We start from the raw sequence: 19,006 nt of genomic DNA, 5'->3' as shown, positions 1-19,006 counted from the left end.
AAAGATGAATTGATATGAAAGAAAAGCGTATGAATGCGGAAATTAAACATATCATAAGAAGGAGAAAGCTATGACGAAAAGATATCAGTTAAAGGATCTGGATTGCGCCAATTGTGCGGCAAAGATGGAGAATGCGATCAATAAAATCAATGGGGTGAATAAAGCGACGGTAAGCTTTATGACCCAGAAACTGGTAATTGATGCAGAGGACGGTCGTTTTCAGGAGATTATGAAGGAAGTCGTCAGGGTCTGCAAAAAAGTGGAACCGGACTGTACAATTCAAATGTAAAGCTTACTTTTAACCGTTTCATAGATGATACGCCGCAGGAACTGCGGTATAGGAGGTAAAGATAAAGATGACGAAGAAACAGAAAAAAACGTTGACCCGAATCATCGTAAGCGCAATACTTCTTGGAGTCTTTATGCTGATGCCAACGCCGGCCGTGATTCCTGAGGAATGGCAGATGTGGTGGCAGTTAGGAATCATGTTGATCCCTTATCTTCTCATAGGCGGAGATGTGGTGTGGAAGGCTGTGAGAAATATCCTGCACGGTGAAGTGTTTGATGAAAACTTTCTAATGTCAATAGCCACCGTGGGAGCTATGGTAATCGGCGAGTATTCAGAAGGCGTGGCGGTAATGCTGTTTTATCAGGTTGGAGAATTATTCCAGAGTTACGCGGTGAACCGTTCCAGGCAGTCCATCACCCAGCTTATGGATATACGACCGGATTACGCGAATATCGAAGAGGACGGCGGGCTAAGACAAGTGGATCCGGAAGAAGTCCGGATCGGCGATATCATCGTTGTGAAAGCCGGGGAGCGGGTTCCGCTGGACGGCAAGGTTGCGTCGGGGACATCGCTGCTGGACACCTCGGCCCTGACCGGGGAATCAGTGCCAAGAGAAGTGGTTCCAGGCAGCGATGTGATCAGTGGATGTATTAACACCAGCGGCCTTTTGCGGATCGAAGTCACCAGAGAGTTTCAGGAATCGACGGTTGCCAAGATATTAGATCTGGTGGAAAATGCCAGTAGTAAAAAAGCGAAAGCAGAAAATTTCATTACCAAATTCGCCAGATATTATACGCCGGTGGTTGTAATCGCGGCCCTATTACTGGCGGTTATCCCGCCCCTGTTTCTGGGATTAGCCTGGGGTGACTGGGTGAACAGGGCATTAATATTCCTGGTTATTTCCTGCCCGTGTGCCCTGGTGATCTCGATTCCCTTAAGCTTTTTCGGAGGAATCGGCGGCGCGTCCAAATGCGGCATTCTGGTAAAGGGAAGCAACTACCTGGAAGCGCTGGCCGATATGACTACGATTGTATTTGATAAAACCGGAACATTGACGAAGGGGGTATTTAAAGTCACAAAGCTGCATCCGGCGGGGATGAAGGAGGAGGAGCTGCTTCAGTACGCAGCTTTGGCCGAGTCTTATTCGGATCATCCGATATCCCTGTCCTTAAAAGAAGCTTATGGAAGGAAAATGGATGCGGAAAGGATCGGGGAGGTGGAAGAGATCCCCGGGCATGGAGTATCTGCCGTCGTCGACGGACACCGGGTCTTAGCCGGAAACTTGAAGCTGATGAAACGTATGGATATCCCTTATGAAGAATGTTCAGCGCCCGGCACGGTGGTCTATGTGGCTGTGGATGACAAATTCGCAGGCAGTATCGTCATAGCGGATGAGGTCAAAGAGGATGCCAAAACGGCCATAGCCGCCCTCAATGCAGCGGGAGTGAGAAAGACCGTGATGCTGACCGGTGACCGAAGGGAAGTCGGGGAGGAAGTGGCCTCCAAACTGGGGCTGGATCAGGTTTATACGGAACTCCTGCCGGGAGATAAAGTCGATAAAGTGGAAGAACTGCTGCAGAACATGAATGGCAGAGAACAGCTGGCCTTTGTGGGAGACGGGATCAATGACGCGCCGGTACTGTCCCGGGCAGATATCGGTATTGCCATGGGGGCTATGGGGTCAGACGCGGCCATCGAAGCAGCGGATATAGTACTGATGGATGATGAACCGTCCAAGATCGCGGTGGCTGTACGGATAGCCAGAAAAACCCTGCGGATCGTTCGACAAAATATCGTGTTTGCGCTGGCTGTTAAGGCATTCTTCCTGATCCTGGGAGCCTTCGGAGTGGCCAATATGTGGGAAGCGGTATTCGCGGATGTAGGAGTGTCCGTCATAGCGATACTGAATGCGACCAGAGCCCTTAGAGCGGAACAGAAGAAAGAGACGGATCTTAAGACGGTGGGGAGCGCACAGCCGGAAGTATGAGAAATGTGACTGCAAAAGCCACTGAATACATTGAAAATGCCGGCGTGCAGCCGGCATTTTCAATTGTTTGGTTTTGAGTATTAGCGGAGCAGAGGGGCAGTGGGATGGTCGGAGAGCAGGAATAAAAGGGTCCGGATCAGTTCCTGTTTCAGGGCCTGGGCATTGAGGTAATCGTGTTTGTGGAAGGTGATCTCGTGGCAGTAGTCTTCCACGAGATGGTAGGACATGTGGACTTTTTCCTGGATGTTCGTGGATACCAGGGACAGGCTGGTGATGATGTCGGTCAATTGTGCGGTGATTTTATTTTCTGCATCCAGGAAGAGGGCATAGACATCGGGATCTGTGTGAGCCAGGCCGCCCAGTTCTTCATGGGCGGATTTGGTTTCCCGATGGCTGTCGGCAAAGGAATCTATGATCCGGCTAAGAAGCTCGGGCAGGTTTTCGATTGTCTTGATTTCTTTGAGAGTTTCGAACATCGGACTGGTGATCTGATCTGAGTAGAGCTGGAGCGCGGCCAGAAGGATGTCTTTTTTGTCGCGGAAGTAGCTGTAGACGATGCCTGTGGATACTCCGGCCAGCTTGGCGATTTCCGCGGTGTTGGTGTGATAATAGCCTTTCTGACAGATTAATTCCAGACCGGCCTCCGCGATTTTCTGTTTTTTTTCGATGGAGCGCTGCTGCCTTGGCTCCCGGATCTTTTGTTTTTCCATACGGCTCCTTTCCATGAATCTATGGAATTGGTTTTTGACCTGTAGTTCAGCCCTTTTTCCAATGAGGCTTAGTTGTAGTTTAGACAATTCGCGGTTGGATGTCAAATCCTGTTATGCTTTTTTACAGCAGGGTGATCGGTGTCCGGGAGGATTTTTGCTGAGGAATTGAAGAAGAATTTACCAGAACATGAAATATATTTCATGTTCTGGTTGACAGCTGCAAGAAAGGAATATATTATAAATATGAAATGAATTTCATATTTATAAGAAGGTGGGAGAAGATGACGAAAAAGCGGAAGGCAGGAATGTGGATCGGCGCGGCGGTTGTGATCTGTGCAGCGGTGGGTACGGCGGGATATCGATTTTCTGCTGTAACGGTACATACGGAAACGGTGAACAGCGGAGAGGTCCGGGAAATGGTGGAAGGCACAGGAACCATCAAGAGCGGCCGGACGAAGGCATATTATGCACAGGTATCCGCATCCGTTCAGGAGTTTTCGAAAGAGGAAGGAGCTTCTGTCCAGGAGGGAGAGAAACTGGTCACATATGATATTTCTGATCTGGCCAATGCAGCGGGTCAGGCGGCACTGGCAGTGGAGGCGGATGAGGGGGCATATAAAAATGCTGTCCAGTCTGATTCCAGAAGTTCTGCAATTGTGAAAAATTCTGAGACATCCCTGGATGTGCTGGAGCAGCAGATCCAGGATGAAAAGAATTTTATCGCAGGTCTGCAGGAAACACTGGCGCAGGCGGAAGAGAAAGCTGCCGAGATCAGCAGTGTGCAGTCGGCTCTGAGCATGGCGGCGGATGACCAGACGAGGGCGGCGCTTAATGAGAAGTTAGCGGGACTTCAGAGCGACTATGACGGTCTGGATGTCCCGGGAACCAGTGCCCAGATGAGCAGTCATCAGACTCAGCTGTCCCTTTATATGGCTTCCTGGACTCAGTATCAGTCAGAACATTCTGCCGCGGATGCGAACAGGCTGAACAGCGGCGGTAAGGATCAACTGCAGGCGGCCAGCGGTGCGGCCAAGCTTCAGCTTCAATTGGCCGAGGAAGATCTGCAGAAGGGAACAGACGGTGTCATCGCGGAATTTAACGGGATACTGGCGGATATCACGGTGGAGGAAGGCGCGATGGTCATGAAGGGGACACGGCTGTTTACCCTGTTGGATCCTTCCGACTGTAAAGTGCAGCTGGATGTCTCAAAGTATGTGGTTGGAAAGCTGGCGGCTGGCCAGAAGGCAACGGTTTATCTGGCGGACCGGGAGTACGGGGGCAGTGTGGAGCGGATCAGCCGTACCGCGGAAAAAGATGCGGATAAATCGCAGATTTGTGTGGATATCCATATGGACCAGCCGGATGATAAGGTATACATTGGGCTGGAGGCGGACGTCAGTATTCTGATCGATGAGGATGAGGATACCCTTCGGATACCGGCCGAGGCTTTGTACACGGACGACGGCTCTTATTGTTATGTGGTATCGGAGGGACGGATTAAACGGCGGAATCTGGTGACGGGCCTCACCGGGGAGGAGTACGTGCAGATCTTGGAAGGCCTTGAGGCAGGAGAGCAGGTGATAACAGACCCTGTGAAAACCAGTCAGGAAGGAGACCGGGCCTATGGACAAAACGCTGATTGAATTCGAGCGTGTCACGAAGGAGTATCAAAGCGGGGAACGCAGTTTCTATGCACTGAAGGATGCGAATCTAACCATATGTGAAGGAGAGCTGGTGGTGATCCTGGGGCCCAGCGGAGCTGGTAAAAGCACCCTGCTGAATCTGCTGGGAGGAATGGATACGGTTACCTCCGGGTCTATTCTGTTCGAGGGTGAGGATATCACAGGATATACGGATGACGCGCTGACGGATTACCGGGCCAGGAATGTGGGTGTTGTATTCCAATTTTATAATCTGATTCCCACACTGACCGCCTATGAAAATGTAGCCCTTATGCGGGAGCTGGAAGAGGATACCATGGACCCGCTGGAAGCGCTGGGAGCTGTAGGACTATCGGAGCATATCCATCAGTTTCCCTCGCAGATGTCCGGCGGAGAGCAGCAGCGTACCTCGATTGCCCGTGCTCTGGCGAAGAAACCGAAGCTTTTGTTATGCGACGAGCCGACCGGGGCGTTGGATACAGAGACTGGAAGGGAAGTCCTGAAACTGCTGATATGGATGAGCCGCGTGAAGAAACGCACAGTCGTGATGGTGACGCATAACAGTTCATTTGCAGGGATCGCGGATAAAGTGATCCGGGTGAGAAATGGGCAGATACAGGAAATAATCGTCAATACTGAGCCAAAATCGGCGGATGAGGTAAGCTGGTAATGCTGAAACGTAAGCTTTGGAGAGATTTTCTGAAAAACCGCACACAGTTTTTATCGATTTTCCTGATGTCTCTGCTGGGAATGCTGGTGTTCGTCGGTCTGGACGCAGAGGCTACCGGGCTTCGGAAATCTTCGGACACCTATTATGAGCAGACGAATCTGGCAGATCTGTGGCTGCAGGGGAGTCTCTTTACAGACAGGGACCAGGACAGCGCCCTTCGGACCAGGAATGTGAAGCGGGCGTCTCTGAGACGGATGGTTGATGCAAAAGCACAGATGCCGTCGGGCGAACCATCGATGAAGTTGAATTTTATCTCGGATCAGGAAGTGTCCGGGATGCTGCTGCTGGAAGGAACGCCCTGGCAGCCCGGGACCGCTGGAATATGGGTTGATGACATGTTCGCGCTCGGGCAGGGAGTGGAGATAGGGGATATACTGACACTGCGTTACGAGTCTGTGGATTTTCAGGAACCGGTCAGGGGGATAATAAAGAACCCGGAATATGTATATTATACCGAGGACCAGGCGGAGATGATGCCGGATTACGGCAATTATGGGTATGGATTCCTGGACCCGGAGGAATTCCCGGGGGATTTTCCGGGTTATGATACGATATTGGTTGACGTTCAGGAGGAAGCCAATATCTCTGCGGTTAAAAAGGCGCTGGTACAGTCTTTTTCCTCGGAAGATCTGGTGATTACCGAGCGGAATCAGCAGAGCAGTTATCAGACGCTGGATTCGGAAATAGAACAGCACAAAATGATGGGCTTATTATTCCCCTCCGTTTTTCTGTTTATAGCGGTTCTGGGGATTATAACGACTATGACCCGGATGACTGCAAACCAGAGAATGCAGATCGGTACGCTGAAGGCATTGGGATTTACTAGAAAGAAAATAACACGGCATTATGTATCCTACGGGATACTGATCAGTGTGCTGGGGGCAGTGTTGGGATCTGTCCTGGGTTACTGGCTGATACCGGAACTGATCTTTTCCAATTTCTCCCAAATGTATCTGCTGCCGTCCTGGGATCGTTCGCTCTGCGCACTGTCCCCGGCCGGCCTCGTGCTTGTGGCGGTGATATCCGCCCTGGTCAGTTTCCTGGCCTGCCAAAGGCAGTTAAGAGAGTCTCCGGCGGACACGCTGAAACCTCCGGCCCCTAAGCATATCAGACATACGGTGCTGGAAAAAAGTAAATGGTGGCTGCGGATGAATTTTTCTTCACAGTGGAATCTTCGGGATATTCTCAGAAATAAGATCCGGTCTCTTATGGGAGTCATCGGGGTGGCCGGCTGTACCATGCTTTTAATCTGTGCCTTTGGATGTTATGACTCATTCCGGTCACTGGCGGACTGGTCCTTTGAGGAACTGATGACCAACCGTACGAAGATATTACTGGATGAACAGGGAGGGTTTCACCTGGGACAGGAACTGGCGGACCAGTATGACGGCCAGATGATTGTGGAGAAAGCTGCGGAGTTTGAAGCGGACGGCGTTACGAAGACCGGTCAGCTGACCGCGGTGGATGACGGAAGCTATTGTCATTTCCAGAATCCGAAGCAGCAGGAGGTGCAGCTTACGGAGGGGGGAATCGCCCTTTCCTATAAGATGGCGGCAGCGCTAGATGTGGAGGAAGGGGAATTTGTAAATTGGCATCCCATCGGCGACAGCACCTGGCATAGATCCAGGATTTCGCAAATTTACCGGGTACCTACCGGACAGGGGATCGCTATGACGCGTAAGACTTATGAAAAATTAAATCTTTCCTTTCGTCCCACAGCGGTTTTGACAAATCAGATCCCGGAAGCCGGCCTGTGGGATCAGGAGGGAATTCAGGGAATTCAGAGCCTGGACGATATGAAAAGCTCCATGAATGAGACGATGGAAATGATGTACCTGATGGTGGGAATCCTGATTCTGGCGGCCGTAATCCTGGGAACCGTGGTCTTATACAACCTGGTAGCGCTGTCTTTTATCGAGAAGACCAGAGAAATCGCCACACTGAAGGTTCTGGGATTTCGAACCCGAAGAATCCGCGGCATATTGCAGAAACAGAATCTTTGGATTACCGCAGCCGGAATATTGCTGGGGATCCCCCTGGGATATGGATTACTGGCCGCGCTGTGCGGCAGTATATCAGAGTCGCAGGACATGATCCCCTATGTGTCCAAAGCGTCGATGCTTTTGTCGGCCGCGGGGACCTTGCTGGTCTCAGCGGGGGTGAATTTTCTACTGTCAGGAAAGACAAAGCAGATTGAGCTTGTGGAAGCGCTAAAATAGGAGCGCTTCCTCCGAAGATGATTTATGATTCCTCGGTTTTGTGTGTCTCTTTATTAAGCTTGTCCCGCTTGTTGAGGCAGAGTAACTGTATTATTCCGAAGATTACGATGAAGATGGAGATGAACTGTGAAGTCGACAGGAATCCGACATTGCCACGGGGATCGTTCCGGAAGATTTCAATGATAAAGCGGCCGACACCATACAGGATCAGGTACAGATTGATCACCCTGCCGTCTGTAGGCTTGCGGCGTGCATACAGGATCAGGACGACGGCCAGCAGCAGATCACCGACGCTTGAGAAGATCTGGGTGGGCAGAAGCCGGATGCCGTTGGGAGCCATTGGTGAATTCTGAAAAACAATGCCGATGGAACAGGTAGTCTCCCGGCCATAACAGCAGCCGGCCATCAGGCAGCCGATACGGCCCAGACACTGGCCGATGGCTACGGAGGGGGCGATTAGATCCAGGCATTTCAGAAAATTGATTTTTTTACGCCGGGTGTAAATATAGCAGGCCAGCACACCGCCCAGAATACCACCGTATACGACGAATCCGTTGGTGATATCGGAAAGCAGGTTTTTGGAGTGGACCAGATTGGGCAGATCGGTAATCAGATAGAGCAGTTTGGCGCCTAGAAGTCCGCCGACAATGCAGCAAAGAGCCAGATCAATAACCGTATTGCCGTCCACTTCATATTTTTTCGAACGGTACATGGCCAGCAGAATCGCTGCCAGGAAACCGAGGGCAATCATGAAACCGTAGCTGTAGATCGTGATGGGGCCGATTGAAAATAATTTATAATGCATAACGTTCTCCTCTTTTAGTGATATAATCAACTTAATAATATTCTGAAACGAAATATGTATCGCTATGAGCACTTAGCGGCAGAATTTATGCCGCTTATGTGGGATGCATGAAAAATTGTCAGCGAGGCTTTTTCGAGCGATACTATTTTTCATTGTATGCTACTTTGTAAAAATAATCAACCCATACCTGAATATACGGCGCAGCTTATGCGCCGCTGGAGGAAAGGTTGAACAAAAGTTCACCCATACCTGAATTTATGGCGCAGCTTATGCGCCGCTGGAGGAAAATATGAAACCGAAAAAATTGATAATGAATGCGAGAAACCCAGAGGGCTTCTGGGGCAGAATGATGATCCGGTCAATGAACTTCGGCCATACCAGGCTGACCGGATGGGGGCTCAGGAAAATACCGTTTCGAAGCACGGATATCGTTCTGGATGTGGGATGCGGGGGTGGAAAAACCGTAGCCCGTATCGCGAAAAAGGTGCCGTACGGTAAGGTCTGCGGCGTGGATTACTCGGAACTTTCTGTGTCCGAGTCTGAAAAATATAACCGGAAGCAGATCCGCCGCCAGAGAGTGCGGATTGACTGCGCCGGGGTGTCCGCATTGCCATATATCGAAGGATATTTCGACGTGGTTACCGCGGTGGAAACTTTTTATTTCTGGCCGAATCCGACAGAGGACTTAAAAGAAGTCAGAAGAGTTATGAAAACCGGCGGCCGGCTGTACCTGATCTTTGAGGCACAATATGAGGAAAGCAATCCCGGCCGCTGGAAGGAGTACGAACAGATGATCGGCATGAAAGTTCCTTCCAGGAGCGGGCTGGCAAGACAGTTAAGAGAAGCCGGCTTCCGTAAAATACGTATGTATACCTCGGCAGAAGGCTGGCTCTGCGCTGAGGCTCAGAACGTCTGATCCTGCCCGGCCGTTTTACCCTGTTTCTCGCGTACGGCAAATCCACTGCTGATGGCGTGATGAGGGCAGGCTTTCTTGCATTCCCCGCACCGGATGCATTCGGGGCTGTTGGGTTTCTGATAGATGTCGATATCCATCTGGCAGGTATGTTTACACACATTGCACCGGGTACATTTGGCTGCGTCCACCTCGTAATGATAAAGGGACCATGGATTACACAGGCCGTAAATGGCGCCAAGCGGGCAGACGTATTTGCAGAAGGGCCGGTAGCTGATGACCGATAGCAGCAGGATCATGATCAGCAGAAATATTTTCCAGCTGAACAAAAAGCCGATGCTCTCCTGCAGTCCCGGGTTGGCAGATACTAACGGGATTCCGCCCAGGAGGGTGCCGGAGGGACAGATCCATTTGCAGAACCAGGGGGAACCCTGCCCTACGACGTTGACTGCGAACAGCGGCAGCCAGATGACGAATACCACCAGAATGACGTATTTCAGATAGCGGAGCGCCTTATCTCCCGGAAGATTTTTTCTCTTGATCGGAAATGGGATCTTATGCAGCAAGTCCTGGACCAGTCCGAAGGGACATAGAAATCCACAGACCAGCCGTCCGATCAGCGCGCCTACGGCGATGAGAAAACCGGCCACATAGTAAGACATTTTGTAATCACGGCTTCCCAGGACCGCCTGCAGCGAGCCGATTGGGCAGGAGCCCAGAGCGCCGGGACAGGAATAGCAGTTAAGCCCCGGAAGGCAGAGCTGCTTGGAAGGCCCTGTATAGATTTTGCCTTTGATAAAACCTGCGATATACCCGTTGGACAGGGCGGTAAAACCCAGCTGGATCCACAGGCGCAGGTGATTTTTTATGGATTGTATCAATCGCGCGCCCTCCTATCCTATGCCGATGCATTCCAGGCAGATCGCGGCCGCCTTCTTAAACACCACCAGATTCTCTTCACGCAGGATTCCCAGGCAGATAAATGCGATACCGACGGCCAGCATACACAGACCGGGCAGACGTTTCTTCCATTGAGCGGACATAGAAACCTCCTTATGTATAGTGTAAAATTATGAGTTACAGTTTGCATTTATTATTGTACACGACATAGGGAGAACTGTCCAGAAAAAAATTATTCCTGCTCCTTTACGGGCTTTTTTATGACGGTACAGGGGCTGGCAATTTGCGGAGTAAAGTGGTATATTATAGCTTATCATTCGGATAATGGTGAAGGAGATGTGAATCGGATGTTTGAACAGGATTATATTATGCGCATGATCCACGATCTGGTGCGGATGCTGGCTAAGCTTCTGCTGGGTAAGGATACAGTAATGTATGAGTTCCCGGATGAGGGGGAATTTACGGAAGGTGATTTTCTGTATAAACGGATTCTGCAGCTGTTGGAGGCCGGCCGGATTAATGAGGCTGAAAATATGCTGTTTGATGAGATGCATACGGATGATCTGGGTTATTTTGAGATGGCTATGGATTTTTATACCCGTCTGAACCAGCTGGATGATGCTTATCTGGAGGAGCATGATTACTCAAGGGAAGAGATTGAGGAAGGGATCCAGATGGCAGCACGGGCGTTTGGTATTTCAGATGAGGTAGTCTCTATGTTAAAATAAACAGATGCAGCCCGATTGTGAATGGCTGGTTTTTTCTCGTTAAATCATTCCTGAATAAAAGGAGGGGTATAAAATGTTTGAATTACATCAGATCGGGGCGCAAAGCTACTATATTCAAAGTCCTGCGAAAATTGGACTTGTAAAAACCAGCGAACACGAGGTGTGTTTGATTGACAGCGGCAACGATAAGGACGCAGGCAGAAAAATCCGGCACATGCAGCGGCGACAGAAAGTATTCAATCCTTAGCGCAGTACAACATGGATAAGGTCATGGAAATTGCGGCAGGGATCGTGAGACTTTGCAGCGAATCGCTTTGCTTTGAAACTATCTTGCAGAAGCTATTTGTTGGCTATGGGCTTGAGATGAATTTGGAGCAGTATGCGCTTGTCGGAAGCACGGTACGTTCCTATCTTTCCTGGCTCTTGGATAAGGAGCAGTTGGAAATATGCTTCCAAGATGGTATGCTGCTTTGGAAAAGAAAAGTCGTGAAGATATAATGAATGATTATGTAAGTCCTTTTTCTAAAGCTAACTCTTTATGAAGATGTACAGCCATAAATATTGTGATAAAGGCAGAGAGCACATCAGCAATCGGCTGTGCATACAGAATACCCGGTAATCCTATAATCCCCGGCAGAACCAGGATAACAGGGACAAAGCAGATCCCCTGTCTGCAGGCTCCCAGGAAACAGCCTTCTTTCGCTTTTCCCATAGCGAGGAACAGCGAGGAATATACCGTATAAAAGCCAAAAAGAAGGAAGGATAAACCATTTACTATTAAAGCAGTCCTGCCGACATGTATCATTTCCATATCATTTTTCGTAAATACAGATATAATTGCGGAGGAAAATACCGTGGTGGTCAGACCAAAGATCACGCAAAATATGGTTGACCATAGGAGGGAAGTTTTGACCGCTTCGTGGAAGCGGTCATATTTTTTTGCCCCGTAGCTATAGCCGGCGATGGGCTGCAGTCCTTTCAGGAATCCAAATACCATTAGACTTCCCAGAGACATGATTTTAGTTACCGGGCCCATGGCGGCGAGCGCGGAATCCCCATACGACTTTGCCCCGTCATTGATCATGGTTATGGAAAGACTGGTCAGCAGCTGGAACGCCAGTGTGGGAATACCGATTTTCAATATTTCAGACATGATCTCTTTCGATAAACGATAAGCGTGAATACTAAAACTGAATAAACTTTTTTTCCTAAGGATATAGCCTAAATACATCAGGGCAGATACACACTGCGAGATGGCCGTGGCGATCGCGGCGCCGGCCACACCAAGGTCCAGGCGATAGATGAAGAACGGGTCTAAAATAACATTCAGTACAGCGCCTGTTATTAATACGCACATGGTTGTTTTGGCCGCGCCCTCGCTGGACACGATGTTATTCATCGTGACATTGAAGACATTGAAAATGGAGAAGGTGACATAGATACTGGTATAAGTGAGGGCATAAGGCATTACAGTCTCTGATGCGCCTAAGAGGTGCAGAATTGGTTTCAAAAAAATAACAGAGCAGATAATGACTGCCGCTCCCACAAAAAGGCTGCTGTAAATGGCGGTACTGGCAGCTTTGTTTGCGGTTTCTTTGTTCCCGCGCCCTAATAATCTGGAAAGATAGGAGGCGGCCCCATTTCCAAATAATAAGCCGAACCCTACCACGACCTGCCCGAGGGGAAAGGCGACCGTGATGGCGCCCATTTGGCTGGTCCCCAATCCTCCCACGAAATAAGCATCTGCCAGATTATATAACGCGTTGATCATCATCCCTATCATTGTCGGAAGACCCAAAGCCAAAAGCGCCTTTGGTACTGCTGCGCTCCCCAGTAATGCTAGTCTTTTGCTGCCTGTGTTCATTGTTTATAACACTCCTTTCTCTTGACATGGAATATAAAATATAGTAATATAAATTACAGCAATCCGATGCGGTGTTTATAGTACTATAAATTATAGTATTTGTCAACAGAAAAAGGAGGAATTATGGCAACCATAGATTTGATCGTACTGGGAATATTAAAAAAGGAAGCGTTAAGCGCCTACGATATTCAAAAATTGGTGGAGTATCGTAACATATCCAGATGGGTGAAAATCAGTACCCCTTCTATCTATAAAAAAGTAATCCAGCTTGAGGAAAAAGGATATATCAAAAGCAATACAATAAAAGCGGGAAAAATGCCGGAGAAAGCAGTCTATTCTTTAACGGATGCCGGAGAAAAAGAATTTGAAAACCTGATGAGTAAGATTTCCGCCCAGCCTATTCGGTTTTTCCTGGATTTTAACGCGGTTATCGTCAATCTGGCAAGCTTGTCACCGGAAGGGCAAAAATCATGCCTGACAAGCATTGAGGAAAATGTAAAAACCCTGAAGGCCTATTTGGAAGAGAGTATTCGGGATAAAGAAAATCTGCCCGGGATTCCTGAGACTGGAATGGCCGTTTTACAACAGCAGCTTATTTTGACACAAGCCATTGAAACATGGATTGCTTCACTGGATGTCCCTACGCTGGACGCCTCATTGGTAACCGATGAAATATAAGCGGAAAATTGGGCAGTTTTATAAACCTGGATATGGACCTAGAAGCAATATAAGAACAGATATCCACTAGCTGAGTTTTGGGTAACCAGCTTGCAGGATATCTGTTCTGTTTCTTTCACAATAATTTTTCGGGATATTACGTTACTTTTAACCGTTATTTCCAGCAGCAGCCTATTTTTCCATCTTATCTAGCAGCGAGAGGATCTCATCGATCTTTTCATCCGCGTCTCCAGAGGCGAAGGCTTCCTTGACACAGCCTTTCATGTGTTCTTTGAGTATCTCCCGGTTTACCCGGCGCAGAATAGCCTGGGTGGCTAACAGCTGGGTGGAAATGTCGATACAGTAACGGTCTTCTTCCACCATTTTCAAAATGCCGTCCAGCTGCCCCCGAGCAGTTTTGAGCAGACGGGTGACAGTTGCTTTGTCGGCTTTCATAGAACCGATACCACTTCGTAGCCGGCGTCGGTAATGGCCTGGCTTAAAGTCTCATCGGAAAGTTTTGAGTTTAACACGACAGTGGCGGTTTTTTCCTCCAGATTTACCTCCGCGGATGCTACGCCGTCCAGGGCGTTCAGAGCTTTTTCTACGTTTGCCTTGCAGTGGGCACACATCATTCCGTTTACCGTTAATACTTTTTTCATTTCATTGTCTCCTTTTTGAGTTTTATTTTCATTTTCCATGGTGAGTGGACAGGTGTTAAGTGCGGCCTGCCGGTCGGTTTCCAGAGCGGGGGCGGGCCGTGTAAAACCGGGCTTGAAGAAGCGCAGCCGCAGGGCGTTGGTTACCACACAGAAGGAGCTTAAGCTCATGGCGGCGGCTCCGAACATGGGGTTGAGCTTTAAACCGAAGGGCAGGTAGAACAGGCCGGCTGCCAGCGGTATTCCAATCGTGTTGTACAGAAATGCCCAGAACAGATTCATTTTGATGTTGCGGATGACGGACCGGGATAACTGAACCGCGGCGACCGCGTCCAGCAGGTCACTTTTCATCAGGACTACATCGGCGGATTCGATGGCCACATCGGTTCCGGCTCCAATAGCGACCCCTACGTCAGCCCGGGCCAGTGCAGGAGCGTCGTTGATCCCATCACCGATCATGACGACTTTATGCCCCTTTTCCTGTAGGGCGCGGACTTCACGCTCTTTGTCCTGCGGCATGACTTCGGCCACCACCCGGTCGATTCCCAGCTGACGGCGGATCGCTTCTGCGGTTCTGCGGTTGTCTCCGGTCAGCATGACCACGTCGATTCCCATCTTTTTGAATTCTTCAATGGCCTGCCGGCTGGTGGGCTTTACAGTATCCGCAACGGCTATGATGCCTAACGGTTTTTTGTTTTGCGCAAAATACAAAGGGGTTTTTCCATCTTCCGAAAAACGTTCCCCGTCTTTTTGCAGGGAAGAAAAATCGATTCCGTTCTGCTCCATGAGTTTCAGGTTGCCAGCCAGACAGGGAGTGTGGTCGAGATCACCTTCGATGCCAAGCCCTGAGAGAGCACGGAAGTTTTCCACAGGCAGCAGTTCCCAGCCTTTTTGCGCAGCGTAGCCGACGACTGCCTCGGACAGCGGATGCTCACTGGGGGCTTCCAGGGATGCGGCCAACAGGGCCAGGCGGTCTTCGCTGGCGCCGGGAGCCGGGAGCAGATCCGTGACCTTTGGTCTGCCTTCTGTTATGGTTCCTGTCTTGTCAAGCACTACAGTTTTGATCAGATGGGCAGTTTCAAGGGCTTCCGCTGACTTGAACAGGATACCGTTCTCCGCACCTTTTCCGGTTCCCACCATGATCGCTACCGGAGTCGCCAGGCCCAGTGCGCAGGGGCAGGAGATGACCAGGACCCCGATTCCCACAGATAAGGCGAATTCGATGCTTTGTCCTGATAGAAGCCAGATCCCGGCGGCCAGGACGGCGATTACAATAACTACGGGAACAAAGACACCGCTGATCTTATCTGCCAGCTTGGCGATGGGCGCTTTGGAACCGGCGGCTTCTTCTACCAGCTGTACGATCTGCGCCAAAGTGGTATCATCCCCAACCTTCCTGGCTTCGAATTCAAAATAACCAGTTTTATTGATCGTAGCGGCGATGACAGGATCCCCTTCCTTTTTTTCGACCGGGATGCTCTCGCCGGTCAGGGCGGACTGGTCCACCGAAGAGGTTCCCTTTGTGATCACGCCGTCTACAGGAATGCTGCTGCCGGGCCGTACCGCTACAATATCGCCGATCTGTACATCTGAAGTCAGGATTTCCTCCTCCTGACCGTTCCGGATGACGGTGGCTGTTTTCGGCGCCAGATTGATCAGCTTCTCGATGGCGGCACTGGTCTTACCTTTGGAACGGGTTTCCAGATATTTTCCCAGGGTGATCAGTGTCAGTATGGTCCCGGCAGATTCAAAATACAGATCCATATGATAGCGCCCGACCAGGTCGAAGTCCTGATAGGCCAACCCCCAGCCCATCTGATAGATCGCCACGATCCCGTAAATCACCGCTGCGGTGGAGCCGATCGCGATGAGGGAATCCATATTCGGCGCTCCGTGGAACAGCGTCTTGAAACCGACCCGATAGTATTTCCGGTTCACATACATAATCGGCAGGGTCAGCAGGAACTGGGTCATGGCGTAGGCGATTCCATTTTCCAGACCGGCTAAAAAGCCCGGAAGCGGAAGCCCGATCATATGGCCCATGGAAAGGTAGAAAAGGGGCAGGAAGAATACAATGGACAGGATCAGCCGATGCTTCATATTTTTTAATTCTTCCTGGGCCGGATTCACGGGTTCGGCCTTAACATTTCCCGTATCTTTCGCATGAAGGACTGCCCCATAGCCGGCATCCTCCACAGCCTGAATGATACTCTGCGGTGTGACAGAAGTGTCATCATATTCTACCGTCATATTGTTTTGCAGCAGGTTTACCGTGGCCTGCGTTACACCCGGGACCTTAGCGGCGGCTTTTTCCACATGTGCCTGGCAAGCCGAACAGGTCATACCGGTGACATCAAATTTTTGTTTCATAGCAGTCTCCATTCCGCCGCCGTTGGTCAGCGGCACAAATAGTAATGAAAGATTTAAGCTTTTTCTGCTGTTTCCAAACACCCCACCGGGGGTATGGTAGCTGTGATATAAGCATAATCTTATTTTCTTTTATTGTCAAGTATCAAAGAAAAAAACATGATAAGTATGTTGTTGTAAATAGTATAGGAACAGTTTTTACTTTATCAAGAAAAATTATGTGATATCTGGAAGCTGGAAGGAGAAGCACTTAGAGCTGGGAGGGGACTGGCATCTTTCGATAGTAACGCTGAATCTTCGAGCAACTACGCTAGAGAAAGGGGCCTGTCCCCGGATGTTATTTTTTATAATTTAATACTTGTATCTTCGGAAAAACGTGATACAATGATAACATGAACTTTGGAGATATAGCTCAGCCGGGAGAGCGTTCGCCTCACACGCGAGAGGTCACGGGTTCGAGCCCCGTTGTCTCCACTGCATAACCCTAGTGTTTACTAGGGTTCTTTTTTTTCATGTTGCATTTCGTGTTGCATTTTGCTCTCAAAGTATGAATCAATAATATCATCTGATCGTACTCTTTCGTCTGAAAAGGTATGAGTATATACCCCTTTCATAACTTTATTGTTTTTCCAACCACCGCGTTCCTGGCGATATTTTTCCGGTATATTAAGCATATCCATCACAGAAGCATTTACATGTCGAAGATCATGAAATGTCATATGGGGAAGGCCGGATCGATCGATTAAGCGTGTGAATCGTCTGGACAAGGCAGATTCAGTGATAGACATATCCACAACGTGATCCCCATACTGATCCGTTTGATCAATTAGGTACTGAATATATGGCGGGATACGGTGCGGGCGGAGTCGCGTTGCGTTTTTGGGTCGGTTTTTTACATATTGTTCGTTTTCTACATCGATCACCACGTCTTTTATTAATATATAACCATCCTTTATTGACTCTGATTTTTTAATACCTCTTATTTCGGACAGCGTAAAACTTAACCACATGGCCAGAAGTGCAGGGAGTTCTGTGTTTGTACCATGGACAATATCAAAAATTATTTCTGGCGTTATTAGTTCTTTGATCACAGGTACTCTCTCAGGCAATTTGACATTTTTAGTTTCTATACCAATATCAAATGCATTTAGGGCGGCTGATATTAATCCAAATTCATTCCTGACAGTTTTTGAAGAAATAGGTTTTGGATTCTTTTTGTATCGCTTATTCGGCCGTTTTGTTTCTTCATTTACGGCTTGTTTAAGTTTCTGGACGGTCAGATTTTTAAGACTTATATCCATGATAGATTGGAAACTATTCTTTAACATTTTGCGGTATTCCTCGATGGTTTTTTTGGATAGAATCGCATCTGAAGAGTCTATATATTGGGTTATAGCATCCCTGAGCGTCATATTTACACAACCGGACTTTCCTTTTTTAGTCATGGCGAATTCAGCAGCCATATATTCCGATTCTTTTTTTGTAGATGCAGTAAAAGATGCATAGACCCGTTTATATTTTACTTTTTTTGTTTTAGGATCTATTTTTAGAGTTCCATCCTTGTTGTAATCCAGTTCTGAATGGCTGTAAACTTGAGTTCGCCATGATCCACTTGGTAATTTTTTAGCATTTGCCATGATTTATCATCCTCTTTTAAAAAATAGTATAAAAAATACACCCATTGCCAGGGTGCCCGGAGAATGATATAATACTTTTGAGATCGGGTATTATATCAGGAGCAATCCTGCAATAGTATCTATGTTAAGCCGTTCTGGTACGCCAATACCGGGACGGTTTTTCTTTTATTCAAATTTAGATCTCAACTCAATTACTTTTCCCATTATCATAACTGGCAATGTGTGGATTTGCTCATTGGTGTAGTATAAAGCCTCATAGGATGGATTAAAGGGTACGAATGTGACACCGTCCTTATTTTTTAGTAGTTTTTTACATGTTACTTCTTCGTCATTACCAATCCTAGCAATTACTATCGAACCACTGTCGACGTCGCTTTGAATACGAACGATTACAATATCTCCGTCACCAATTTTAGGTTCCATACTATGTCCTTTTATTTTTAAAGCAAAGAATTCGCCTGTTGCAGCCATATCTTCGGTGATCTCTTCCCAATCTAGGATATCTTCTATTGCTTCTACGGGAATTCCGGCGGGGACAGTCCCAAGGACTGGAATTAATACCCCTTTTTTTCGACGTCTCCCGGACATTGTAGTTTTATCATCTAAAAGATCAGATTTACCTATATTAAAATAATCTGCTATTTTTTGCACTTTTCCCATGCGGGGCATTATTTTGCCGACACACCATGTATTAAAAGTAGTAGCGCTTATTTCCAGATCTCTGGCGACTTCTTTTTGTTGTTTACCACTCTGCGAAATATAAAAGTTTAAATTCTTAGAGAATATCCTTTTCTGCTCATCATCTGTCATTGATTACACCTCCTGGTCGTATTATACAATAAAATCGGATATAATTCAATATAAATCCTAAAATATTGTA

Annotated in this window: 19 protein-coding genes and 1 tRNA gene; 11 read left to right on the top strand and 9 right to left on the bottom strand. The window is 48.4% G+C overall.

The window, feature by feature from the left end; all coding sequences use genetic code 11:
- Window positions 1–70: 70 nt before the first annotated feature.
- Both KTH90_RS19045 and KTH90_RS19040 read left to right on the top strand, forming a co-directional pair.
- Window positions 71–289, top strand: coding sequence for a cation transporter (locus tag KTH90_RS19045; protein ID WP_158353224.1), 219 nt, complete (start codon window positions 71–73; stop codon window positions 287–289).
- A 139-nt stretch (window positions 290–428) separates the two neighbouring features.
- Window positions 429–2,276, top strand: a complete 1,848-nt coding sequence (locus KTH90_RS19040) for a heavy metal translocating P-type ATPase (protein ID WP_408626299.1) — start codon at window positions 429–431, stop codon at window positions 2,274–2,276.
- A gap of 80 nt (window positions 2,277–2,356) precedes the next feature.
- On the opposite strand, the gene KTH90_RS19035 is transcribed toward KTH90_RS19040, so the two are convergent.
- Complete coding sequence (locus KTH90_RS19035; RefSeq protein WP_238727266.1) at window positions 2,357–2,986, bottom strand: TetR/AcrR family transcriptional regulator; 630 nt, start codon at window positions 2,984–2,986, stop codon at window positions 2,357–2,359.
- Window positions 2,987–3,267: 281 nt separating this feature from the next.
- Between KTH90_RS19035 and KTH90_RS19030 the strand changes: the two genes are divergently transcribed.
- Genes KTH90_RS19030 through KTH90_RS19020 form a run of 3 tightly spaced genes read left to right on the top strand, consistent with a single transcriptional unit; the run spans window position 3,268 to window position 7,596 of the window.
- Window positions 3,268–4,629, top strand: coding sequence for an efflux RND transporter periplasmic adaptor subunit (locus KTH90_RS19030; protein ID WP_238727265.1), 1,362 nt, complete (start codon window positions 3,268–3,270; stop codon window positions 4,627–4,629).
- Window positions 4,610–5,317 carry an ABC transporter ATP-binding protein gene (locus tag KTH90_RS19025; RefSeq protein ID WP_158353216.1) on the top strand — a complete coding sequence of 236 codons (708 nt, stop codon included), beginning with the start codon at window positions 4,610–4,612 and terminating at the stop codon, window positions 5,315–5,317. Before KTH90_RS19030 ends, KTH90_RS19025 begins: the two co-directional genes overlap by 20 nt.
- Window positions 5,317–7,596, top strand: coding sequence for an ABC transporter permease (locus KTH90_RS19020; RefSeq protein ID WP_238727264.1), 2,280 nt, complete (start codon window positions 5,317–5,319; stop codon window positions 7,594–7,596). The genes KTH90_RS19025 and KTH90_RS19020 overlap by 1 nt, the downstream gene beginning before the upstream one ends.
- A 22-nt stretch (window positions 7,597–7,618) precedes the next feature.
- Here KTH90_RS19020 and KTH90_RS19015 read toward each other — a convergent pair whose 3' ends face one another.
- Complete coding sequence (locus KTH90_RS19015; RefSeq protein WP_158353212.1) at window positions 7,619–8,401, bottom strand: prolipoprotein diacylglyceryl transferase; 783 nt, start codon at window positions 8,399–8,401, stop codon at window positions 7,619–7,621.
- Between the two features lie 289 nt (window positions 8,402–8,690).
- Between KTH90_RS19015 and KTH90_RS19010 the strand changes: the two genes are divergently transcribed.
- Window positions 8,691–9,317 (top strand): class I SAM-dependent methyltransferase, encoded by a 627-nt coding sequence (locus tag KTH90_RS19010; RefSeq protein WP_158353210.1) that lies wholly within the window; start codon window positions 8,691–8,693, stop codon window positions 9,315–9,317.
- Here KTH90_RS19010 and KTH90_RS19005 read toward each other — a convergent pair.
- Together KTH90_RS19005 and KTH90_RS19000 are read right to left on the bottom strand one after the other, a co-directional pair.
- A complete protein-coding gene (locus KTH90_RS19005) occupies window positions 9,305–10,195 on the bottom strand; it encodes a 4Fe-4S binding protein (protein WP_158353208.1) in 891 nt (296 codons plus the stop codon). The genes KTH90_RS19010 and KTH90_RS19005 overlap by 13 nt on opposite strands.
- A gap of 12 nt (window positions 10,196–10,207) precedes the next feature.
- Entirely contained in the window at window positions 10,208–10,357 is a 150-nt protein-coding gene (locus KTH90_RS19000; protein ID WP_238722868.1) for a CD1871A family CXXC motif-containing protein, read from the bottom strand.
- Window positions 10,358–10,561: 204 nt separating this feature from the next.
- Here KTH90_RS19000 and KTH90_RS18995 point away from each other — a divergent pair, with 204 nt between their 5' ends.
- From KTH90_RS18995 to KTH90_RS25160, 3 genes are all read left to right on the top strand, one after another.
- On the top strand, window positions 10,562–10,942 hold the full coding sequence (locus KTH90_RS18995) for a DUF6483 family protein (protein ID WP_158353206.1): 381 nt from the start codon (window positions 10,562–10,564) through the stop codon (window positions 10,940–10,942).
- Between the two features lie 73 nt (window positions 10,943–11,015).
- Entirely contained in the window at window positions 11,016–11,189 is a 174-nt protein-coding gene (locus KTH90_RS25165; protein ID WP_330656096.1) for a hypothetical protein, read from the top strand.
- 23 nt (window positions 11,190–11,212) lie between these two features.
- Window positions 11,213–11,440, top strand: a complete 228-nt coding sequence (locus KTH90_RS25160) for a hypothetical protein (protein WP_330656094.1) — start codon at window positions 11,213–11,215, stop codon at window positions 11,438–11,440.
- Between the two features lie 7 nt (window positions 11,441–11,447).
- Here KTH90_RS25160 and KTH90_RS18985 read toward each other — a convergent pair whose 3' ends face one another.
- The gene (locus KTH90_RS18985; protein WP_158353204.1) at window positions 11,448–12,806 is read right to left on the bottom strand and encodes an MATE family efflux transporter; all 1,359 of its coding nucleotides are present in this window, start codon (window positions 12,804–12,806) and stop codon (window positions 11,448–11,450) included.
- Between the two features lie 123 nt (window positions 12,807–12,929).
- On the opposite strand from KTH90_RS18985, the gene KTH90_RS18980 reads away from it, so the two are divergent.
- Window positions 12,930–13,484, top strand: a complete 555-nt coding sequence (locus tag KTH90_RS18980) for a PadR family transcriptional regulator (RefSeq protein WP_158353203.1) — start codon at window positions 12,930–12,932, stop codon at window positions 13,482–13,484.
- A 171-nt stretch (window positions 13,485–13,655) separates the two neighbouring features.
- On the opposite strand, the gene KTH90_RS18975 is transcribed toward KTH90_RS18980, so the two are convergent.
- Together KTH90_RS18975 and KTH90_RS18970 are read right to left on the bottom strand one after the other, a co-directional pair.
- The gene (locus tag KTH90_RS18975) at window positions 13,656–13,919 is read right to left on the bottom strand and encodes a metal-sensing transcriptional repressor (protein ID WP_158353201.1); all 264 of its coding nucleotides are present in this window, start codon (window positions 13,917–13,919) and stop codon (window positions 13,656–13,658) included.
- Window positions 13,916–16,492, bottom strand: coding sequence for a heavy metal translocating P-type ATPase (locus KTH90_RS18970; RefSeq protein WP_158353199.1), 2,577 nt, complete (start codon window positions 16,490–16,492; stop codon window positions 13,916–13,918). The genes KTH90_RS18975 and KTH90_RS18970 overlap by 4 nt, the downstream gene beginning before the upstream one ends.
- Window positions 16,493–16,890: 398 nt before the next feature.
- Here KTH90_RS18970 and KTH90_RS18965 point away from each other — a divergent pair.
- Window positions 16,891–16,963: transfer RNA gene (locus KTH90_RS18965), tRNA-Val, on the top strand.
- Window positions 16,964–16,983: 20 nt separating this feature from the next.
- On the opposite strand, the gene KTH90_RS18960 is transcribed toward KTH90_RS18965, so the two are convergent.
- Window positions 16,984–18,126, bottom strand: coding sequence for a site-specific integrase (locus KTH90_RS18960; protein WP_158353197.1), 1,143 nt, complete (start codon window positions 18,124–18,126; stop codon window positions 16,984–16,986).
- Window positions 18,127–18,291: 165 nt separating this feature from the next.
- Complete coding sequence (locus tag KTH90_RS18955) at window positions 18,292–18,936, bottom strand: LexA family transcriptional regulator (RefSeq protein ID WP_158353195.1); 645 nt, start codon at window positions 18,934–18,936, stop codon at window positions 18,292–18,294.
- Window positions 18,937–19,006 lie beyond the last annotated feature (70 nt).

The organism is Diplocloster modestus, from assembly GCF_019042245.1.
Taxonomy (GTDB): domain Bacteria; phylum Bacillota; class Clostridia; order Lachnospirales; family Lachnospiraceae; genus Diplocloster; species Diplocloster modestus.
Note: the sequence above shows the minus strand (reverse complement) of the source record. Positions and strands in the feature narration are given on the sequence as shown.